Source organism: Paenibacillus phytorum (assembly GCF_013141715.1).
In the GTDB taxonomy this organism is placed as follows: Bacteria; Bacillota; Bacilli; order Paenibacillales; family NBRC-103111; genus Paenibacillus_E; species Paenibacillus_E phytorum.
On record NZ_WHOA01000025.1, the window covers coordinates 23,853 to 40,762 of the forward strand.

Here is a 16,910-nt window from a genome sequence, read left to right on the forward strand (position 1 = left end):
CAAAAAGTCGCTCTCACCGTAGGTACTACAAGAACTTAGTACTTATTCAATCTAGCTCGAAGAACTACAATATACCTTGTAGATATTCAGATTGGAGCGTGAAAAGGATGAGACAAAAATTATTGACGGACAGAAAGTTTATTGCCTATTGGGTTTTCAATATTGGGTTAGGTATACCAACTCCATATGTACTTATTTATATGATTTTTGGGTTTTATGGCTTTATGTCGCCTCCATCGATGCAAGATCGGTATATGGCTGCGGGGGTGCTTTGCGTCTACTTGTTGGTTTGGTTTATCGGAAACTATATATGTTTGCGAAAAGAAGATCGAGGCACCAAGTACGGTATGTTAGCGTTAAGCTTGCTGCCACTGGCGATTTCGTCTTTTATCAGCTTCAAAATCATAGCATCCATCTCATCCTAATTAGGTGAGTTGTGTATGTGCGGCTCCTCCAGAGGGTACCCTATGAAAGGAATTTTTTCATCACAAATAACAAATGCAATCGTCCAACAGGACGATGTAAGCCATTTATCCTTGCAACTCTTCTTGGAGGTTACCTTGCATGATTATTCGCCTTGGGTATGTGGCTATGTCGACGATAGTCAAGAATGCGTCCCCTTCCAAAACGATGACAGTGACGAACTTCAGCAAGCTTTTGGATCGAGATGCAGCCATTCGGAAGCTAGAGCGACTTGGCGCCGAAAATTTGCATAATACGCTTAGATTGCTTCGGCACAACCGTGCGCATGACATCATGGTGTTTCGCTTTTCCTCGAGGCTGATCCCTCTCATAGGACATGAAATGTTAGGTGACTGGGACCCCATTACTACGCTTTCTGCGGAATTCAAAGAGCTTGGCAGCTACGCTAAACAGTCTGGCATGCGCGTAAGCTTTCATCCGGATCATTTCACCGTCCTGAGTACGCCAAAGGAAGATGTGCTGCAGAAATCAGTGGAGGATCTTGAGCGGCATACGGCTATGTTTAACGCGATGGGGCTGGGAATGGAATCCATGTGCAATATTCATGTAGGAGGTTCCTACGGCGATAAAGAGAAAGCTGCTAAGCGATTTATTCAGAATTTTTCCGCGCTGCGCCCTGAAATTCAGAGGCGGATTACACTTGAGAATGATGATAAAACCTTTACATTGCAAGAGACACTTGATATTGCAGAAAAAGTGGGAGCGCCTATGGTGCTGGATATTCATCATCATGCGGTCAATAACAACGGAGAGGATGCGGCAGATCTCTGGCCGCGGATCCGACAAACGTGGTCGAGACAGGAGAGTGAGCAGTCGGAACAGGCTGCAAACGTACTCCCACCGAAAATCCATGTTTCAAGTCCAAAAAGTGAAACGGATCTAAGAAGTCATGCTGATTACGTGGAAGTAGGTCCTCTTTTCGCATTCCTACGTGCGATAGCTCCAACCACGCCTAATCTCGATATCATGATTGAAGCGAAGAAGAAGGATGAAGCGTTATTTCGCCTCATGGAAGACCTCAAGATGCAAGAGGGAGTCAAGGTTCTCGATCAAGCCTCGTTCCAGCTATAACCGTTCAGATTTAATTCTTGAATTGTTGGACAAAATGGGGTACTTTGGAGAGTGGGAATGAACGACGCACAATCCATTGTGAGAGGGGCTTCTTAATACCATGAGTCAATTGTTAACAGGAAAAAATATACTTGTAATGGGTGTTGCCAACGACCGCAGCATCGCTTGGGCTATTGCTCAATCCTTAGCAGCACAAGGAGCCAATCTTGTTTTTACGTTTGAAAATGAGCGTGTTGAAGAACGCGTTCGCAAGCTTGCAGACACGATTCCAGGCTCAACCTTGATGCCTTGCAATGTAACTGTAGATGCTGAGATCGAAACACTTGCATCCACACTCAAAGAGAAGTTCGGTGTGCTTCACGGTCTCGTACATAGTATTGCTTTTGCTAAAACCGAAGAGCTGGACGGGCTATTCGTTGACACATCGCGTGATGGCTTCGCATTAGCGCATGACATCAGCGCTTACTCCCTTGTAGCGGTATCGAAACGGATTTACCCGCTGATGACAGAGGGCGGCAGCATCATGACAATGACCTACCTCGGCGCTGAGCGCGCGATGAAGAACTACAACGTCATGGGCGTTGCCAAAGCTGCGCTGGAAGCTAGCGTGCGCTACCTAGCGAATGACCTCGGTCAATTCGGCATTCGCGTCAACGGTATCTCCGCTGGCCCGATTCGCACCTTGGCTGCCAAAGGCATCAAAGACTTTAACTCCATCCTGCGCCAAGTGGAAGAGAAAGCACCGCTGCGCAAAACAACGGATACAGCCGAAGTAGGCGACACAGCGATGTTCTTGATGAGTAACCTTTCCCGCGGCATCACGGGTGAAGTTATCTATGTAGACGGTGGATATCATATCGTTGGCATTTAATCCTGCATACTAAGAAATTCCGTATTGCCTTATGGGTGATACGGTTTTTTTACGCAAAAAACAGGCTGATTCTAGTTAAAATGTAAAATTATACGAATATTTTGGGATGAAACGCACTAGTATTTAAAACGTATAATTTACTATACTGGAGTTACCAATTAAATTAATGAAAAGAAAGAGTTGAGATAAATGGTTGAGAGTAAGGTGGAGCCTTTCGTGGTGGGCAGTAAGAGCTTTACAGCGGTGGCCATTAATACGGCAGCTAAGGCTGGGCAATGGATTAAGAGCAAGCTGGGGGACATCAATCGCGTGGATACGAAGTACTCCTCTCAAGATTTGGTCACTGAGGTGGATAAAGGTTCGGAGAAGCTAATTCGTAATTTGATTATGACTCATTTTCCAGATCACTCCATTCTTGGTGAGGAAGGCGTGGAGCCAGGACCAGAGGCATCGGCCAAAGCGCTTCAAGCGATGAGCGATGAGGAGTATCTCTGGATCGTGGATCCGATTGACGGAACGACGAACTTTGTTCACGGCTTTCCGTTCTACTCTGTTTCGATTGCGCTTGCACATCAGGGTGAAATTATTGTAGGTGTCGTTTATGACCCGTCACGTGATGAGCTTTTCGTCGCTGAAAAAGGGAAAGGCGCCTATATGCACGGCAATAAGACTAAGGTTTCGCTCGATAGCAAGCTATCCGAGAGCTTGGTTGCAACCGGCTTCCCTGCGGACCGTGACGGCGCGCTCCCGATCAATCTTAAAGGGACGCTGGCTTTGGCGCCTAAGGTAAGGAATCTTCGCTCGGGTGGATCAGCAGCGCTGCATATGGCTTACGTTGCAGCAGGACGATTAAGCGGGTTCTGGGAGATTGGTCTCAGCGCATGGGATGTTGCTGCAGGCTCGTTGCTGATTCAAGAATCCGGCGGTAAAGTGAGCGATACGGCTGGGAATCCATACCGGCTTGCCGTAAGAAATGTGCTTGCTACCAATGGTCACATTCATGACGAACTTCAGCAGGAGCTGGCTGGAGCGGGAGCGACAGGTTTGTAAGCTTGAGCAGCTTACAAGATTTTCTTGTTGACAATCCAGCTATTTAAAGTATTATAAGACTATAATTTAATTTAGCTGCGGAGCTTAGGAGAACAGCAAGTTTATTTCAAATTGTACGTTACCATGCGTGCATTTGGAATAACTTGCTGTTTTCTTTTTGTTCCCAGAAAAAAAGGCGGTGAAAATGAAAGCGTTTTAAAAGGGTGGTTTAAATAAGGAGAGACTTTGATCTCCGATCAAAGCCCCAAAGCGGAGAGACTTTGATCTACGCTCAAAGATCCCTATATTAGGAGGAACAACATGAGTCCATTTTTTGGTGAGCTGATTGGTACAATGATTTTAATTATTCTTGGTGGCGGCGTTTGTGCAGGAGCAAGCTTGAAGAAGTCGTATTCGAAATAGTCCTGGCTGGATTGTTATAACAATGGGTTGGGGGATGGCGGTTGCAATGGCCGTTTTCGCAGTTGTTGGGAGCCATTGTAGGAGCGACTTTCGTGTGGGTGTTCTACTTCCCGCATTGGAAAGAGACGGAAGATCCAGCTACAAAGCTTGGCGTATTCTCGACGGGTCCTGCAATAAGAACACAGGAGCTAATTTTATTAGCGAAGCAATGGGTACGTTCTTTCTTGTATTTGGCATCATGGCGATTGGCGCGAATAAATTCGCAGATGGGCTCAATCCATTGATCGTTGGGTTTTTCATCTTAGCTATCGGCTTAGCATTGGGCGGAACGACAGGTTATGCGATCAACCCGGCACGTGATTTGGGACCGAGAATAGCTCACGCAATCCTGCCTATTCATGGTAAAGGCGGTTCCAATTGGGGGTATGCTTGGATTCCGGTTGTCGCTCCGATTATAGGTGGCGTTGCTGGAGCGCAATTTTATAAGATTGCTACTTCAGGAAATCAAACGCTTACAATTATAGTATTGGCTGTATTTTTCTTAGTTGCCATTATCGTTGGTAAAATGACTTCCTCTACTGAAGTGAGCAGTCAGGTACTTAGACAGAAAAAAGCCGGTTAACAAGTAACCGACAAAAGAAAATATATTCCAATGTAAGTGTATCATAGATGAAATAAAAATTCTAATTATACTTTTGGAGGCTGATAACCATGGAAAAGAAATATGTGCTTTCATTAGATCAAGGAACGACAAGCTCTCGTGCTATTTTATTTGATAAATCCGGTGCCATTATGGGTGTTGCTCAAAAAGAGTTTACACAAATTTACCCGAAACCAGGTTGGGTTGAGCATAATGCCGAGGAAATTTGGGAGACGCAGCTTGAGGTGCTCAAAGAAGTTTTGATCAAAAATCATGTGCATCCGCACCAAATTGCAGCTATCGGGATCACGAACCAACGCGAGACAGCGGTTGTTTGGGATAAACATACGGGCAAACCCGTGTACAACGCCATCGTGTGGCAAAGCCGACAAACCATGGACATTTGTAATGAACTGAAGGAACAGGGCTTTGATCCTACAGTGCGCCAGAAAACTGGATTGCTTATCGATGCGTATTTCTCCGGTACGAAAGTAAAATGGATATTAGACAACGTACAAGGCGCTAGAGAAAAAGCCGATAACGGCCAATTGTTATTTGGCACCATCGATACTTGGCTTATCTGGAAATTGACCGATGGTAAGGTCCATGTGACGGACTATTCCAACGCATCGAGAACAATGATGTACAACATTCACGAGTTGCAATGGGATCAAGAGTTGCTAAACATGCTGAATGTCCCTTCATCCATGCTGCCGGACGTGCGTCCTTCCAGTGAAGTGTACGGTGAGACGTCCAAAAGTTTGTTCGAAGTTCAAATTCCGATTGCCGGAATCGCTGGTGACCAGCAAGCGGCATTGTTCGGACAGGCTTGCTTCGAAGAAGGGATGGCCAAAAATACTTACGGTACTGGCTGTTTCATGCTTATGAACACGGGCACCAAAGCTGTTGCTTCCCAGAACGGACTGTTGACTACAATTGCATGGGGCTTGGATGGAAAAGTGGAGTATGCGCTGGAAGGAAGCATTTTCGTTGCGGGCGCTACGATCCAGTGGTTACGTGACGGTCTTAAACTTATTGAGAAGGCTTCTGATTCTGAAAAGCACGCAGCAGCTGTAGCTAGCACAGATGGCGTGTATCTCGTGCCTGCTTTTGTAGGACTAGGCGCACCTTACTGGGATATGGAAGCTCGTGGCGCGATCTTTGGGTTGACTCGTGGTACGACGCAGGACCACTTTATACGTGCAGCAGTAGAATCCTTAGCCTACCAAACGAAAGATGTGCTGGAAGCAATGGAAGCAGATTCGGGCATCCAATTACAAAAGCTGGCAGTTGACGGAGGCGCAGTGGCGAACAACTTCCTGATGCAGTTCCAGGCAAACCTTTTAGGCGCAGCCGTAGATCGCCCTCGTGTATTGGAAACGACAGCACTGGGAGCAGCTTATCTGGCTGGTCTAGCTGTTGGCTACTGGGCAGGCAAGCAAGATATTATCCAGAACAAAGTGATCGAGCGTACGTTCGAATCATCCATGGAATCTGCTGAGCGCGATGGGTTATATGAAGGCTGGAAAGCAGCGGTTCAAGCAACAATGGGCTATAAACAAAAGAAAGAGCAATTGGCCTAATCGAATAGATGCAGTGCATGGAGATGAGAGTCACAATGTGGCTCTCTTTTTTTTGCGCTTTGATCAGGATAAGAGAGAAGGGGAGATTGTTGAGATTACCCATCGCATGATCGAAGCTCTCGGGCTCTGTGCACGGTAAGTCAAGTCTGGTGTAAACGCTCAACATGCACTATAATATGAGATATATCCTTTATTTAAACGTTTCAATTAACTGGACACGCACAGGCGTGATCGGGAAATGGATGGAGAGCTTCTATGACAGCAAATACACAATCGCATTCAGGTTCTGGCCCGGATATCATCACTTTTGGGGAAACGATGGCACTGCTCATGCCCTCCGGTGGCAAGGGGTTGGAATATTCATCTGAGCTTCACAGCTTGTTTGGTGGTGCCGAAAGTAATGTAGCTATTGGTATATCGCGCCTCGGTGGCAAGGTTGGCTGGTTCGGGCGATTAGGCAAAGATCCATTAGGTCGCATGATTTTCAAAAAAATCCGTGGTGAAGGCGTCGATGTTTCACGCGCTGAGTTGACAGCAGAAGCTCCTACAGGGCTGATGATGCGTGAAGTACTTATGGGCAAAACGTCTGTTTACTACTATCGTAAAAATTCAGCAGCGAGTCTGATGAGTGCGAAGCATTTGGATGAGGCTTATATCGCTGGGGCCAAAATCCTGCATATCACAGGCATCACTCCTGCCTTAAGCGAATCTTGTAAAGAGGCGGCTTTCGAAGCTATTCGGATGGCTCGTAAGCATGGCGTCAAGGTCAGTTTTGATCCCAATTTGCGTTTGAAGCTTTGGAGTATGGAAGATGCGCGTCCTGTGCTGCTAGAACTGGCTAAGCTGTCTGATATTTTCTTACCTGGTCTAGATGAACTGAAGCTGCTCTATCAGACAGAAGACTGGGATGTCATCGTAAGCAAGCTGCGTGAATTGTCAGCGATATCCATCGTCAAAGGTGGAGAAAATGAGACGTACGTCGTAACCTCAGATAGCGTTACAGCAGTTCCTTATTTCAAAGCGGAGCATGTGGTTGATACCGTTGGAGCGGGTGATGGTTTCTGTGCGGGCTTTTTGGTTGGCTTGTTAAAAGAGTATGAATATGCAGAAGCTGTGCGCATCGGTAATCTCGTGGGCTCCTTGATCGTTCAGACCGAAGGTGACTGGGAAGGCGCTCCGACTTGGGAACAAGTGGATGCCGTACTTAACGATGTTAAACATATAGAACGTTAAAAGCTTGAAATAGAAGGGTGTAGATTCTAATGAAAAAGATTAAACTTATCCAACAAATATCAAGTGAAGGTGTCGTTGCCGTTCTACGTGGCGATACGCCAGAAGAAGTCGTGGAAATGGCTGATCAAGCCATTGCCGGCGGTATTAAGGTCATCGAAGTCACAATGACCGTGCCTTTCGCGCTGCGCGCTATCGAGGAGCTCGCGAAGCGCTACTCGAGCACAGCGCAGGACGCGGCCAAGTACGCGATCATCGGGGTGGGCACAGCCCTTGACCCCGAGACGGCGCGTGCCGCGATCCTTAGTGGGGCCGAGTTCGTCGTCGGCCCATCGCTTAACCCGAAAACGGTTGAGCTCTGCAACCGTTACAGAGTTCCCGTCATGCCAGGGTGCATGACGATTCAAGAGATTCAGACGGCGCTTGAGCTCGGCGTCGATATCGTCAAGCTCTTCCCGGGCAATCTCTACTCGCCCGCGATGATTAAGGCCATTAAAGGTCCGCTGCCGCAGGCGAACATCATGCCGACTGGCGGCGTCTCGCTGAGCAACCTCGGCGAGTGGATCCAGGCCGGCGCCGTTGCCGTCGGCATCGGTTCCGATTTGACTAGCGAAGCGGTCAAAACCCGTAACTACAGCCTTGTTGCTGACAAGGCAGCTCAATATATCGAGGCCTACAAAGCGGCCAAGAAGTAGGAAATGCGCACGCTCCGTCGAAATGAAGACGGAGCGTATTTTTTTTGATGAAAGGAAAAGAACTATGAGTCATGGCAAAGCGAGGCTGCTGCTGCAGGTCGATAATCTTCAGAAGTCGGTGTCTTTTTATACAAGACAGCTTGGTTGGGAGTTGTTGGAGGCAGAGCCTGCGGGCCGTGCAGCATTGCTTCGCATTTGGTTGAACGATGAAGTTGTATTGATACAGAGAGGTCAGTTAACCAAGCAGGAGCATGAATTACAAGAGACTTATCTAACTCGTTGGTTGCAGCCTAATTCCACCAACCCGAAAGCGGGGGATCTCGTTTATATAGGGGTTAGCTCCGTTAACGAAGTGGAAAAAAGCTTGCAAGAAAACGGATGGAAAGAGTTGAGAAAAGAAGAAGAAGCGGGGCATATTCGTAAGGTTTTTGTTCCCGCCGTTGATGGGTACACCTTCGTTTTCTGGGAGGAACTATTTGCTTCGGATGATGAAATTATGAAGATGTACGCTGAAGGAATAGATGAGTTGGAATGTGCCGTAGATGGCTTGTCTGAGGAGCAGCTCAATTTAACGGAAGCCCCGGGTAAATGGTCGATTCGAGAACAAGTGCTGCATCTAATTGATTTGGAATTAGTCACGATTCACAAAGTGAAATTTGCCTTAGCAGAGTCGGGGCGTACCTACCAAGGAAATCGTTTTTCACAGGATGATTGGAGTGTTAGTCTTCATTATACGGCGAGACCAATTACGTACGAAGTGCAGATGTTTCGTAGTTTGAGACAGCATATCCTTGGACTATGTGAACATCTGCCCGGTGCACTTGAACGGACAGTTATAACTACAAATAATCGCGAAGAGTCGGTTGCTAGATTGCTCAAAATGATGGCAGGACATGCTAGTCACCATGTACGGGCTGTGGAGCGAATTCGTGAACTTCATGGCTGTTAATTTACGGTATTCTATCTTAAAAACCGAGCAGAAAAACCCAAGCGCACAAGCTCTTGGGTTTATTTGTTGATTTTAGGCAAGTGAATTGATATGATAAAGAGTGATTAGGAAAAAATGTAATAAATAACATTATTATCCTAATATAATTATAGCATCAAGACAACCTTCGTGTCAAATTTGCATTTTACATGGTCTGAAAAGAGGTGTTGGAATGAATCTAACTGAGCAGGATTGGGCAGATGAGGAACAGAGAGTTCAAGAAGTAACAGCCAAGATGTGCATAAGAATGACAGGGTTAGAAGATCAGGTCGGCAAGGTTCAATCGGATGTTGTTGAGATTCGCAAGCATTATTGGGATGAAGTCACGATGGATCTAAGTACGACAGAAGACGCGGCAGAATCGATTGCAAGTATGCGGCAGCAAGCGGAGGTGCTATCTGAACGAGAACGTACTCATCGACAAGCAACAGCAGCTTTAGGTAAGTTAAAAAGACTTATGAAATCCCCTTATTTTGGGCGCATCGATTTCATGGAACGAGAAGAGAGGCAAGGAGAAGCCATTTATCTTGGTATTTCTGCCTTTTTGAATGAGCAGGAGGATCACTATCTGGTTTATGATTGGCGAGCGCCTATATCTAGCCTTTACTACGATTATGCGCCTGGGGAAGTAGCCTTTACAACACCGAACGGCATGGTAGAAGGACAAATGCTGTTGAAACGCCAGTTTGTGATTCGCGACAGCCATATTCAGCTGATGTTTGATACAGGAGTAACGATCGGAGACGAATTGCTGAAGCAAGTGCTCAGTCGAAGCTCTGATGCGCAAATGAAGACGATCGTGGCGACGATTCAAAAAGAACAAAATCGCATTATTCGAAACGACAAAGCACGAATGCTCATTGTGCAGGGGGTAGCTGGCAGTGGGAAAACATCGGCTGCTCTGCAAAGAGTCGCCTACTTACTATATAAGCACCGAGATCAGCTGAGTTCAGATCAGATGGTGCTATTTTCACCAAATCCGCTTTTCAATAACTATGTATCCACGGTATTGCCAGAATTAGGCGAAGAAAACATGCAGCAAACGACCTATCAGGCCTATTTGGAGCATAGATTGGGTGAAGAGTTTGATGTGGAGGACTCATTTACGCAATTGGAGTATGTGTTAGCACAGGGACGTTCATCAGAAAATGGGGAGAGGATTGAGGAGTTTATCCCACATGGCGATGAGGAATATGCTTACAGTGCTCGTTTAAGTGGAATTCATTACAAGTCATCGCTGGAGTTCCTTGCTGTTATACATGCTTATCAGGAACGATTGATGTATGCAGATATGCTATTTAACCCTATTAAGTTTCGTGAAAAAGAAGTCCTGAGCGCTGCTCGATTGGTGGAGCGGTTCTACAGCTATGATCCGGCCATTCGGCTGCCGAACCGATTGGAATTGATGCGCGGCTGGATTCTGGAACAGCTAGAGCTCTTTGCAGAACTCGAGCTGGAAGAAGCTTGGGTTGAGGAAGAGATTGAACTTCTCAGTAGTGAAGAGTACCACCTTGCCTATTTGCGGCTGCGTAAATTGGAGTGGGGGCAGGGAGACACATTTGATGATTTTGATCAGGAAAGGGTGCTGCTTGCACGCGACGTTATCAAGGAGCATTTGAAGCCAGTGCGGAGCGCTGTGAAGCGGCTTATGTTTGTAGATCTGAGAGGGTTGTATGGGCAATTGTTTCGTGAAGAGATCCGTGAAGAGGAAACCATGCATGAAATAAAAGTAGGTCAGGGGAATCCGATTGAGAATCAGGTGAGACCGATGGAGAATCAGTGGAGTCCTATAGAGAATAAGCCGCCATATTGGTCGGCAATCTGTGAGCGGACGCTGAAGGAGCTGGCGCAGGCCAGGCTGGCGTATGAGGACGCGACGCCGTTCTTATACATGATGGAAGCGGTCTGCGGCTTCCAAACGAACGGCGCCGTGCGCCACGTCATCATCGACGAGGCGCAGGATTATTCCCCGTTTCAGCTGGCCTACCTGAAACGACTCTTCCCGCGCTGCCGGATGACAGCGCTTGGAGATCTCAACCAGGCGATCTATTCGCACGCTTCCGCGTACAGCGTAATCGATCCGATCGCCGCTCTGTATGGGCCGGAGCAAACGGAGGTTATCCGTTTGCACCGCAGCTACCGCTCCACGCGTGAGCTCGTGGAGTTCACTCGCGGCATCGTGCCAGGCGGCGATGCCATAGAGCCCTTCACCCGCGGCGGCGCAAAGCCGCGGGTGATCAAGGTCAGCGATCGCGGATCGCTGCATAGCCTGCTGGCAGCCGAGATCGATCGGCTGCTAGGCGAAGGCTATGCCTCCATCGCGATCATCGCCAAAACCGCGAGCGAGAGTAAGCTCGCGCACCAAGCCCTAGAGCCCCAGCTGCAAGTGCCTCTGGGGCTCATCACCAAACATAGCCCGACCTTCGAATCGGGCGTGCTCGTCATCCCTTCGTATCTGGCGAAGGGGGTAGAGTTCGATGCCGTACTCATCTATGACGGTTCCCGTCATCAGTACGGACATGAAAACGAACGCAAGCTGTTCTACACCGCTTGCACCCGGGCTATGCATGAGTTATGTATATTCTCGCTAGGCGAGTTAACTGGGTTTGTAGGGGAACATCTAACGGATGCGTATGACTGGGTTTAATGTGACTTTGCTGCCTTACCTCTTTGAAATTATGAAAGGGGTGAGGTTATGTTAGTTATGAGGTGTCTTAAATTGGGATCAATCGTCATAGATGCTCAATTGAGGTTACTGGATGAATGAGTCCATATTCGCGGTCCGAATGATGTTGTAGAAAGTGCAACAATTGCTGCCTAAATCTCGCCTCACTCCCTCTGTTGTTGTATCATGTACAACAATTTGGTCCTATACAGGCCATTTCGTAACAAATGGGCTCGGAATGTTGTACAGATTGCAACAACAAGTTGCAAAATAGCCTTTGGGCGTGTGAATTGTTGCGGAAAATACAACAATTCCACCACAAAGCAACTTTTCACCTTGGAAAAGGAGCTTTACATAATGAATAACCCTTCTGCAAGGTTTGCAAAAGGGTTATTTTTGTCCAATTCTCAAAGCATCTTAGACTTGGTTCAAACAATATATATAACATATACTATATAACAAATTGTTGGAACTGAATAGAGTATCAAAATTTCTTTTTATCATACAAGGTTTGAATAGAAATGGTTTGGAAATGCTTAGGGCTATATGCTATATTTGATATGAGATCTTTATAACCATATATGAGAGTAATCTTGGAGGCTTGTAGTAGGATGAGCACAGACAGGGAACCGCTATATATTCAGATTCAAAACCATTTTAAAGAACTGATCAGCTCTAGAAAATTGCAAGAAGACGACAAGATTCCGACCGAGAAGGAAATTCTCGAACAGTTTAATGTTAGCCGGATCACGGTGGCCAATGCGTTGAATGAGCTTGCTCGTGAAGGTTGGATTTACCGCATTCCGGGTCGGGGGACCTTTGTTAAGGGTATCCCAGAAACTTATATTCCTACTGCGAAGACAGTTGCCGTTCAAACGCCGCCCGTTAATCACTCGGAACGTCCGAAGATCGGGCTTATCTTTCCATTCGTTGACGATTTTTTTGCTATCCGGCTGATCCGGGGCATTACTTCCGTTCTTGAGAATAGCGGCTACGCGCTGCTAATGATGTTCTCTTTCAATTCAAAGGAGCGGGAAAAGGAAATCATTCGGGATTTGAAAGATAAAGTAGCTGGCTTGATCATTTTTCCAGTGGATGCTGAAGTCTATAATGAGGAAATCATTACACTTAAAATGACGGACTATCCTTTCGTCCTCATTGACCGATATTTGCCTGGCGTAGAAACGAACACAGTTTATTCCGACAGCGCTTTGGCAGCCAAATTGGCTGTGGATCATTTGTGGGGCCTCGGTCACCGCAACATCGCAATTTGTTCCGATTCGCCTCAACCTACTGTATCCGTGGAAGATCGGGTGAATGGCTATATTAGCGCACTCAGGAATAAAGGCGAGATGATCAACCCAGCGTTATTCTTGACGGACTTTGCATCCCCACTCTCATCAGTTAATCCTGAGCACCCTCTGTACCGTTTTATCAAAAACCGGATGGCAACCGCATACATTGCGTTGAATGGAAACCTAGGTGTACACATTTTGTCCATTGCCAAGCGTGAAGGGCTCCGCGTGCCGGAAGATTTGTCCATCGTGACCTTTGATAATCCGAGTCCGATGATGGATGAGCTAAGTCTGTTCACCTATATCGACCAAAACGAGGGCGAAATAGGGGCTAGGGCTGGGGAGTTGATTATGGATACTATAAAAGGGAAGCGAACCCAACTTAAAAATAGCAGAGTGGTCTTGGAGCCGAGATTGGTTGTCAAACAGACGTCGGGTCCAGTACTTCCGCAAGAATAAGAGAACGAAAGAAACTGATCTCTGGCATTGCAGCCGAGGTCAGTTTTTTTGTTTGTAATTTTCTTATTAAAACATTGAAATAATTGATATATATGATATATTTGTTAGTGTTATATAGTTATAAGTTAACCAAGGCGTATTACATTAAACATTATCTTCATACATAATGATCAAAGGACGGTGCAGCATACATGCCATACCCCCCAATAAAGTTGGAAACCCTTAAGCAGACACTAAATCGAATTGAAAATCATATCTACGTGCAGGTAGCGCCTCTGTTAGCTGTCGCATACGTAACGCAGGAGCCCGTATCCTTCGAGCAAAGAATGTCAGGACAGTGTCTTGAAGTTCGCCCGGGAGAGAAGTGGGGAGAGCTGTGGGATTGCGCCTGGTTTCATTTCCAGGGTCAGGTGCCGCAATCGGCTGCGGGAAGCAAGATCGTATTGCTGATTGATGTTAACGGAGAGCTATGCCTTGTTGATGAGGAAGGAACTCCGACGCAAGGGCTCACAAACGTGAACTCGGAGTTTGACTTAACGCTGGGCTTGCCTGGCAAACGCGTGGTGCAGATTGCTTCTAACGCATCGGGGGAAGAAGTTATCGATCTCTGGGCTGACGCTGGCAACAACGATTTGTTTGGGCGCTACCGGAGTGGATCGCTGAAGGAAGCTCAAATAGCTATCTGTAATGAAGAAACGAGACAGCTATTTTATGATTATGAGGTGCTGCTCGATCTGGCCAAGCATCTAGAGGATCAATCTGCAAGAAGAGCGCGTATCCTTCAGGCCCTTTATGACGTTCATCTATTGCTCAGGGATATGTCGGATGAGAACGTCGCGCAGGCTAGACGTATTCTGGCTCCTTCATTAAGCAAGCAGGGCGGGGATCCAACGCTGACGGCTACCGCAATTGGACACGCGCATATCGATCTGGCGTGGCTGTGGCCTATTCGTGAGACTTACCGCAAAGGGGCTAGGACTTTTGCCACCGCACTGCGGATGATGGAGCAGTATCCCGATTATGTATTTGGAGCCAGTCAGCCTCAATTATACGAGTGGATCAAGCAGCAGCATCCGAAATTATATGCAAAGGTCAAGCAGCGCATTGCGGAAGGGCGCTGGGAAGTACAAGGAGCCATGTGGGTGGAGCCGGATTCTAATCTTGCGGGAGGAGAAGCACTTGTAAGGCAAATCCTCTACGGGAAACGTTTTTTCCAAGAGGAATTCGGTCAAGATATGAAGATGCTGTGGGTTCCTGACATCTTTGGTTATTCGGCTAGCTTGCCGCAGCTTCTGCAGAAGTCAGGAGTCGAATATGTGATGACGCAGAAGCTGTCGTGGAACGTCCATAATGATCATCCACATCATACGTTTTTCTGGGAAGGGCTGGACGGAAGCCGCGTGTTGACGCATTTGCCGCCAGAAGACACCTACAATGGCCCGGCGTTGCCAAGATCGATTCTTAAGGCCGAAAGGGATTATTTGGATAAAAACGTATCCGACCATTGCCTTGTCGTGTTCGGAATCGGAGACGGCGGTGGCGGGCCAGGAGAAGAGCACCTGGAGCGCCTTCAGCGTGAGCAGAATCTCCAAGGGCTTATCCCGGTGAAACAGGAGCCTGCCCTGAACTTTTTCGAGAAGCTGGCTATGAATAAAGAGAAATATAAGACATGGAAAGGTGAACTCTACCTAGAGAAGCACCAAGGGACGTTCACCAGCCAAGCTCGCAATAAGCGATATAACCGGAAGATTGAGAAGACGTTGAGGGAGCTGGAATTCGCTGCTTCGCTCCATTTCGCGTACGGCAACGAATATCCATCTGAGGAGCTTGAAACGATCTGGAAGGAAGTACTGTTGTACCAATTCCATGATATTTTGCCAGGTTCTTCTATTAAGCGTGTATTCGACGAATCCCTTGCACGATACGAAATTTTACTAGCTAGAGTAACGGAGCTAACCGATCAAATGTACCGCGGCTTTGCATCCTCCATAGGGACGCAGGGAGCAGTACGTCCGACGGTCATCTTCAACTCCCTTCCATGGGAGCGCAACGAGTGGATGCAGCTAGATAATCAATGGATACAGGTCACGACTCCTGCAATGGGCTATCAGGTTATAGACACGGCAGCGTTAGCTCAAGTCTCCTTATTCGAAGTAACAGCCGTGAGCGATACACTCGAGAACGAGTTGATTAAAATAGCGTTCGGATCAGATGGAAGCATTCTATCGATCTTCGATAAAGAATTGGGTAGAGAAGTAATCGCTGCCGGCGAAGCAGGGAACGTGTTATCCATTTATCACGATGACGGCGACGCTTGGGATTTCCCTGAGGATTATGCGGGAACGAAGCCTGCGCAGATGAAGCTTATGCAATCGAAGGCTTACGTCAGCGGACCTAAAGCGGTGGTTGAGCAGGAGTATCACTACGGCAAGTCGGTGCTCACACAAAAAGTAATTCTGACGGCGGGCAGCAAACGAATCGATTTTGAAACGGATGTCGACTGGCAGGAAGATAGCAAAATGCTGCGTTCGTCTTTCCCTGTCAACGTGTATGCCGATCAGGTTAATTGTGAAATTCAGTTCGGTCATCTCAAAAGACAGACTCACCGAAATACGTTGTGGGATTACGCTAAGGACGAAATATGCGCCCATCAATGGATCGACCTTTCCCAACCGGAATTCGGTGTCGCTCTCTTGAACGATTGCAAGTATGGCTATAGTGTTAACGGCAACGTTATGGATATTAACTTGCTTCGTAGTCCATCGTATCCGGATCCAACTTGCGACAGGGCACGCCATCAGTTCGTATACGCTATATTGCCGCATGAAGGGGATTTCATCCAGGCAGAAGTCTTCAAGCAAGGCTATGAATTAAATGCTCCGATTTCCGCGGTCATGGCGAGTGCAGAAGAAGGCGGAATGCCGAAGAAGTATTCCGGATTTGAGATTGAAGGCGCCAAGGTCATGATTGAAGCGGTGAAAAAAGCGGAGGACGAAGAAGCTCTCGTGGTTCGCCTTTACGAAACTTCGGGAGCGAATGGCGATATCAAGCTTTCGGTTCATCTTCCTCACCGAGAGGCAGTGCTAGCAGATTTGATGGAGAACCCATTGGAGCCACTGAGCGGCGATGACGGCCACTACCTGCTTTCTTTTACACCGTTCGAGATTAAAACCGTACTAATCCGCTTATTACATTAAATGCCAACTTAGGCCTTCCTAGTGTATTAATACCAAAGAGCCCGATAACCGCGTTTCATTAGAAACGAGATTACCGGGTTCTTTGTGTTGGTCCCTCTTTCAACGTGGGAGGGGGAGTTACTTATTTCTTATGTTCCGCTTCGTACTCAATGGCGAATTCCTCCAGAGACTTCACCTTACCATGTGGATGCTGAGCTTGTTTGCGGCTTTTCCATGCTGCTTCATCGCGGCGTTTCGAGTGGCTCATAGCTAAAAACCTCCTATGGTATGCGGATGGGTGC

The 16,910-nt window shown here is 47.2% G+C and carries 12 protein-coding genes and 1 pseudogene; 12 read left to right on the forward strand and 1 reads right to left on the reverse strand.

The features are described from left to right. Positions 1-107: 107 nt before the first annotated feature. The 12 genes and pseudogenes from GC098_RS04185 to GC098_RS04240 all read left to right on the forward strand — a co-directional run bounded on the left by GC098_RS04185 (position 108) and on the right by GC098_RS04240 (position 16,629). Positions 108-425: a hypothetical protein gene (locus GC098_RS04185; protein WP_171641260.1), complete on the forward strand. Its 318-nt coding sequence runs from the start codon at positions 108-110 to the stop codon at positions 423-425. Positions 426-564: 139 nt separating this feature from the next. Further along, on the forward strand, positions 565-1,554 hold the full coding sequence (gene uvsE / locus GC098_RS04190; protein ID WP_171641262.1) for a UV DNA damage repair endonuclease UvsE: 990 nt from the start codon (positions 565-567) through the stop codon (positions 1,552-1,554). Positions 1,555-1,654: 100 nt separating this feature from the next. After that, positions 1,655-2,425: an enoyl-ACP reductase FabI gene (fabI, locus tag GC098_RS04195; RefSeq protein ID WP_029194483.1), complete on the forward strand. Its 771-nt coding sequence runs from the start codon at positions 1,655-1,657 to the stop codon at positions 2,423-2,425. Between the two features lie 189 nt (positions 2,426-2,614). Then, entirely contained in the window at positions 2,615-3,475 is an 861-nt protein-coding gene (locus tag GC098_RS04200; protein ID WP_171641264.1) for an inositol monophosphatase family protein, read from the forward strand. Positions 3,476-3,775: 300 nt separating this feature from the next. Next, positions 3,776-4,499: pseudogene (locus GC098_RS04205) on the forward strand (MIP/aquaporin family protein). 89 nt (positions 4,500-4,588) lie between these two features. After that, complete coding sequence (glpK, locus tag GC098_RS04210; RefSeq protein ID WP_171641266.1) at positions 4,589-6,100, forward strand: glycerol kinase GlpK; 1,512 nt, start codon at positions 4,589-4,591, stop codon at positions 6,098-6,100. A 255-nt stretch (positions 6,101-6,355) separates the two neighbouring features. Next, on the forward strand, positions 6,356-7,333 hold the full coding sequence (locus GC098_RS04215) for a sugar kinase (RefSeq protein WP_171641268.1): 978 nt from the start codon (positions 6,356-6,358) through the stop codon (positions 7,331-7,333). A 29-nt stretch (positions 7,334-7,362) separates the two neighbouring features. Then, entirely contained in the window at positions 7,363-8,025 is a 663-nt protein-coding gene (locus tag GC098_RS04220; protein ID WP_056833998.1) for a bifunctional 2-keto-4-hydroxyglutarate aldolase/2-keto-3-deoxy-6-phosphogluconate aldolase, read from the forward strand. 64 nt (positions 8,026-8,089) lie between these two features. After that, the gene (locus GC098_RS04225) at positions 8,090-8,974 is read left to right on the forward strand and encodes a VOC family protein (protein WP_171641270.1); all 885 of its coding nucleotides are present in this window, start codon (positions 8,090-8,092) and stop codon (positions 8,972-8,974) included. Between the two features lie 211 nt (positions 8,975-9,185). Continuing rightward, positions 9,186-11,660 (forward strand): RNA polymerase recycling motor HelD, encoded by a 2,475-nt coding sequence (helD, locus tag GC098_RS04230; RefSeq protein ID WP_171641273.1) that lies wholly within the window; start codon positions 9,186-9,188, stop codon positions 11,658-11,660. Between the two features lie 629 nt (positions 11,661-12,289). After that, a complete protein-coding gene (locus GC098_RS04235) occupies positions 12,290-13,432 on the forward strand; it encodes a GntR family transcriptional regulator (protein WP_171641275.1) in 1,143 nt (380 codons plus the stop codon). A 212-nt stretch (positions 13,433-13,644) separates the two neighbouring features. Beyond that, positions 13,645-16,629 (forward strand): alpha-mannosidase, encoded by a 2,985-nt coding sequence (locus GC098_RS04240; protein ID WP_246358417.1) that lies wholly within the window; start codon positions 13,645-13,647, stop codon positions 16,627-16,629. Between the two features lie 121 nt (positions 16,630-16,750). Here the strand turns inward: GC098_RS04240 and GC098_RS39765 are convergent, their stop codons facing one another. Next, complete coding sequence (locus tag GC098_RS39765; protein WP_246321359.1) at positions 16,751-16,876, reverse strand: DUF6254 family protein; 126 nt, start codon at positions 16,874-16,876, stop codon at positions 16,751-16,753. Between the last annotated feature and the right edge of the window lie 34 nt (positions 16,877-16,910).

What these genes read in the sequence shown, in the direction of transcription:
- GC098_RS04200 (WP_171641264.1), top strand. Translation starts at nt 2,615, where the DNA reads ATGGTTGAGAGTAAGGTGGAGCCTTTCGTGGTGGGCAGTAAGAGCTTT.
- GC098_RS04235 (WP_171641275.1), top strand. Translation starts at nt 12,290, where the DNA reads ATGAGCACAGACAGGGAACCGCTATATATTCAGATTCAAAACCATTTT.
- GC098_RS04220 (WP_056833998.1), top strand. Translation starts at nt 7,363, where the DNA reads ATGAAAAAGATTAAACTTATCCAACAAATATCAAGTGAAGGTGTCGTT.
- GC098_RS04185 (WP_171641260.1), top strand. Translation starts at nt 108, where the DNA reads ATGAGACAAAAATTATTGACGGACAGAAAGTTTATTGCCTATTGGGTT.
- uvsE (WP_171641262.1), top strand. Translation starts at nt 565, where the DNA reads ATGATTATTCGCCTTGGGTATGTGGCTATGTCGACGATAGTCAAGAAT.
- GC098_RS39765 (WP_246321359.1), bottom strand. Translation starts at nt 16,876, where the DNA reads ATGAGCCACTCGAAACGCCGCGATGAAGCAGCATGGAAAAGCCGCAAA.
- fabI (WP_029194483.1), top strand. Translation starts at nt 1,655, where the DNA reads ATGAGTCAATTGTTAACAGGAAAAAATATACTTGTAATGGGTGTTGCC.
- GC098_RS04215 (WP_171641268.1), top strand. Translation starts at nt 6,356, where the DNA reads ATGACAGCAAATACACAATCGCATTCAGGTTCTGGCCCGGATATCATC.
- glpK (WP_171641266.1), top strand. Translation starts at nt 4,589, where the DNA reads ATGGAAAAGAAATATGTGCTTTCATTAGATCAAGGAACGACAAGCTCT.
- helD (WP_171641273.1), top strand. Translation starts at nt 9,186, where the DNA reads ATGAATCTAACTGAGCAGGATTGGGCAGATGAGGAACAGAGAGTTCAA.
- GC098_RS04225 (WP_171641270.1), top strand. Translation starts at nt 8,090, where the DNA reads ATGAGTCATGGCAAAGCGAGGCTGCTGCTGCAGGTCGATAATCTTCAG.